Annotated in this window: 3 protein-coding genes; all 3 read right to left on the bottom strand. The window is 58.4% G+C overall.

The features are described 5' to 3' along the window. Nucleotides 1-490, bottom strand: a 490-nt coding sequence (locus ACXJKO_RS30075; protein WP_457094688.1) for a glycosyltransferase, incomplete at its 3' end; no start/stop codon positions are given. Nucleotides 491-502: 12 nt separating this feature from the next. Continuing rightward, on the bottom strand, nucleotides 503-1,624 hold the full coding sequence (locus ACXJKO_RS30070; RefSeq protein WP_457094687.1) for a hypothetical protein: 1,122 nt from the start codon (nucleotides 1,622-1,624) through the stop codon (nucleotides 503-505). Between the two features lie 151 nt (nucleotides 1,625-1,775). Continuing rightward, nucleotides 1,776-4,248 (bottom strand): SGNH/GDSL hydrolase family protein (locus ACXJKO_RS30065; protein WP_457094686.1); only part of this gene is annotated, 2,473 nt, incomplete at its 5' end.

Below are 4,248 nucleotides of genomic sequence, written 5' to 3'. Positions count from 1 at the left end.
CGCCATAATTGCGCACGAGATCGTCTCCGACACCCTCGGAGACCGCAATGACGCGATCCGCAAGTGGGTAGAGGTGTCGAACCATCATCTTTCTCATGTCGCGAAAGCCGCCGGATGAGAAATGGCTGGTCGTGTGCACACGCTCGCTGATGATGCACGGAATTCGCAGCAGCCGAGAACTGACGATTGCGGCGCAGTTGGCGCGTGTCAGGAAACTCAGGATGACATCAGGCCGGTCCTGCCGCATCGACCGGAGAAGAGCGAGAGCACCGGAGTGCAATCGTCCTCCGGAATCGAGCCGAATGCGCGCCACGCGAGGCGACAGCGGATACACGTCCTCGCTGCGATCCAGCGTCGCGAGCGTCACGGCCCAATGCTTCTCGTTTTCCGCAAGCGCGGAGGCGAGTGTGCACATCACCCGCTCGGCGCCGCCGCCCTCGAGGGAATTGATGACAAGGAGGACTTTTCGCGCGCGCGCCTTGTCCGTCATTGTTAAGCGGCTCTAGTTGGGGCGATAGCGGCCCTCAATGAATGAATCCTGCTGGACGAGATCATCGACGAATCCGGCGAGTTGTCGGCCGATCCCATCCCAGTCATAGGCCGAAAGATCCGGCGAGTGGCGAACCGGCTCAGCCTGCAAGGATGACACGAAAGCTTGCAAGCAATCAATTGTCAGGTCGCCCTCATAGAGATGAAGCCAGTCCATGCCGACTGTTCCCTGCAATTCCGGCAAGCTTCCGATGGAGGGCACCAGAACGGGGCGGTTGCGCGACAACGAGAACAGCGTAGCGCCACTGTTCAGCACTTTCCGGTAAGGGAGAACAGCCGCATCGGCTTTATCCAGCATAACTTCGAGTTGCTCCTCACTGAGGAGTTCCGACCTCAGATCGAGCTCGATGCATGGCTCGCCATCGGCAAGCTCGCGCAATCGTTGGACAAGGTCGAGATCGTCCGCCTTCCCGGCAACCGTGAGATGGACCAAGCCTTCCGGCAGCGCCTTCACGCATTCGATCAGGAACTCGATATTCTTGTACGGCCGGATCTGGCCGAAATGAAGCAGCCTCACGGGAGAGCCCGGAGAACGCCTGGGTGTCGGTGGCGACACCATGGAGGGCAGGTAGTGCCCATGAACCGTGACGAGGCTCGGAACCGCCGCGAGGGCAGGGTAGTGTTTAAGGATCTCCGCGCGCGAGCTGCCYGAAAGATAAATGATGCCGTCGAGCAGGTTCATGAAATCGGCGCCATGGCTTGGCCGCAGGTTGTCCGTGTCGTGGGGGCGAACATTATGAGCGACCCACACGATCTTGAGGCCGGCGAAGCGGCGAGCCAGTTCGAGGAACTTCAGTTTCAATCGCCACCGCAAGCTCAAGCTTCCATCCCGCGATGAGCCCGAAAGCAGACTGTTGGGCCAGTGGAAAATGACCACTTGGAATGACAGCAATCTCCGGAATGAGAATTCCTTGACGCGGTGGCCATGCGCCGCAAGGGCTCGCGCGAACAGAACAGTGAAGGCGTTGCCCTTGGCCTTGAATGCCGGCGTAATCCCGACGCTCACGGAGCCCCGCAGCGGCGCGGTTTCACTTTCCGTACTCCGGTTGTGCCCACTCATATGACGAACCGCCAAGTGTTCTCCTGATATGTGCACCCCGAAGGCTCGGAATCTGACTGGCATCTCGGCGCAAGTCCAGAGATCGCTCGACGCTAATCTAGTGCGCTTGTTTTTGCCTTATCTAAATTAGAGCCTTGGCCGATGATGCGACTGTTCTCCGAGCTCCCTATTTCGCACTCCGGTCGGTCGATTGCCCGGATGGCGCGCCTGCTGGGACCAGCCCTTCCTCGAGGAGAAGGGTGTAGAGGCGATCGGCCAACAGGCGATGCCCTGCGGCGTTGGTGTGTTCATCCCAGGCTGCGACCCAGAGCGACTGGCGGTCTCGGACCTTCGAGAACGATCCTTGAAGATCGAGAACTGGAAGCTTGGCGGATTGCCCCAAGTGCGCCAAGCGATCAAACTCTTTGTTGCGTGACCGGCCGTCGTTGGGAATCTCGGTTAGGACCAAAGCTGAGCGAACACCCCGCGTTGAAGCTTCATCACGGAAACGCTCAAATGCAGATTTGAGGGTTTCCTCTGCGAAGGGCGCCAATTTGCTTTGGAGAACGTCTTCTCCTGGAAGTGCCTCAGGTCTGATGCCTGCCCGATCCATCGCGCTTTTGATAAACGGGAAATAGTCAAGAGATTGGTTCTTCGTCAAATTCCGAACGGATTTGAACATCCAGTCGAGTTCAAGCGTGGATGCCACATACAAGACCAGATCAGGTTTTAGCGGGAATATCCGTTTCTCGATAACCGCGAGTTTCTGCGTCGGGCGGTATGATTGAAGCGAGAAGTTCAGAATCTCGAACTTCTTCCCCGTTAGAGGGCCTAATTCGCGATTGAGGCGATCCTCTACAATATTCTCATACGTTTCGTCATCCTTCACACCCCAACCCATGTCGTGCGAAGCGCCGACCAATCCAATGCGGAACGTATCGGGCTGGGGCTGGTGCGGGTATTCACGGTCACGCAATCCAAGGCTATTGATCGTGCGCACGCTTCCGGTTGCGATCGTTGCCGTCGATGGAACGAACTCCCTCTCAATCGCATCGTTGCGACCTCTCGTCGGAACGGCTCCCTTCCAGTCCAGCGGCTGCATGCCGTACATCTTCCACAACTCGTCATCGAAACGGGCTGCGTTGCCGAGGTCCTCGTAGTAACCGCGGATGAATTTCTTGGAATCGGCGGCGTTGAGCTGCGTCCGATCGCGCATGTCCTGTACGAAAGACGCCAGTTGAGGCGATATCGGCTTCAGCAGGGAGGAATTCAAAGCGACGACGATGAACAGGCTGGTGGTCAAGCCGATTGCTGCGGCTTGTCCGAAAAAGGATCTGTCCGACTCGACGGATCCGGCGTTGCCAAACACTTCGCGCCTTCTGTGCCTAAGTACAGCGCCCAGCACGCCGAGACTGACCGGGATTGCGACAAGCACCGCCACATCGATCGGGCCCGAATTCATAAGAGCGCGCCAGAGGAAGCCAAGCTCCTCCACATTGGGGGTGCTCCAGATCGTCCAGAGAACGCAGATCGCGGTAAAGGTGCCGGCGATCTTCATGGCGAGCACCGCATCGCTGCAGAGAGTCCGCGCCGGCTGCGTCAGCGACCTTTTCCGGCCGTGCCGGGATTCCAGGAGCACGTTGACGAGGACGACGACGCCGAGCCCCAGCCAAAATATGATGTCGGCCCAGACAATCGGAAATTCCCCCCTGATCCAGAACCATTGATAGGAATGGAGGAGCCAGGTTGCCGTGAAGGCGATCAGAGTGGCGCATATGATGGCGAAGGCTTCACCCCTCTTGCGCATCGAGAAAAAGGCAGGGTTGAACACGAGCTTTTGGATGAAGTCTTTCCAGTAGATGTTGATCCGCCGCCAGAAGTCGGTGAAGCTCGAAGAGAACAGGTAGAAGTGATGGGTTTCGGGAAGGCCGAAGCCGTAGAGGTTGAGCATTCCAACGATGAGGTGGAACAGTCCGGAGATCTTCAGGTAGAGCAGGAACGTGGCCACCATATAGCGGGCGGCGTCCGTTCCGGTGACCGCGGCGGCGGGCTCGATCACGGCCAGGAAATAGACGGCCTTGTAGAGCGTCAGTTGGATGAGCCCGCGCAGCATCCACTTCACGCCGGTCTGGTACAGTCGCAATGGGTCGTCGTTATAGATGCTGCGCTGGAGCGTCTTGTAGTCGACGACCGGAAAAAGCGGGAAGCAGACATTCGGCATCATGAAAAAGTACGAGAACGCGCGGCCGACGCTGAAAGGCCCCGATCCGTTCTTGAGATCGTAGATGTAGACGATCAGCCGGAACATGAACATCGAGCCGAGGATTGGCCAGATGATCGTCGGGATCGCCGCGAGCTGCGGCAGCACTTGCTTCCGGGCGAGAGCCAGGGCCAACCCRGCGCCGACCACAAGCGCAATGCGGAGCCAGAAAGCTACCGGAAGATGGCAAAGGGCGATGAGCGTTCCACCGATGGCGAGCAGCCACATCCCCGCCTCCCATCCGAAGACGAGTGGCACGGTTGCGATGGAAAGGGCTGCGAAAAAATTGATCCGCCACGCTGCCGGCAGAAAATGATGAACGAGAAAGCCGCCCAAGGCGAGCATCAGAACGGACTCGAATGCCCTCGTCTCGATATTGGCGAGCCGGATGGCTACAGCC

Source organism: Microvirga sp. P5_D2 (genome assembly GCF_054049475.1).
Note: the sequence above shows the minus strand (reverse complement) of the source record. Positions and strands in the feature narration are given on the sequence as shown.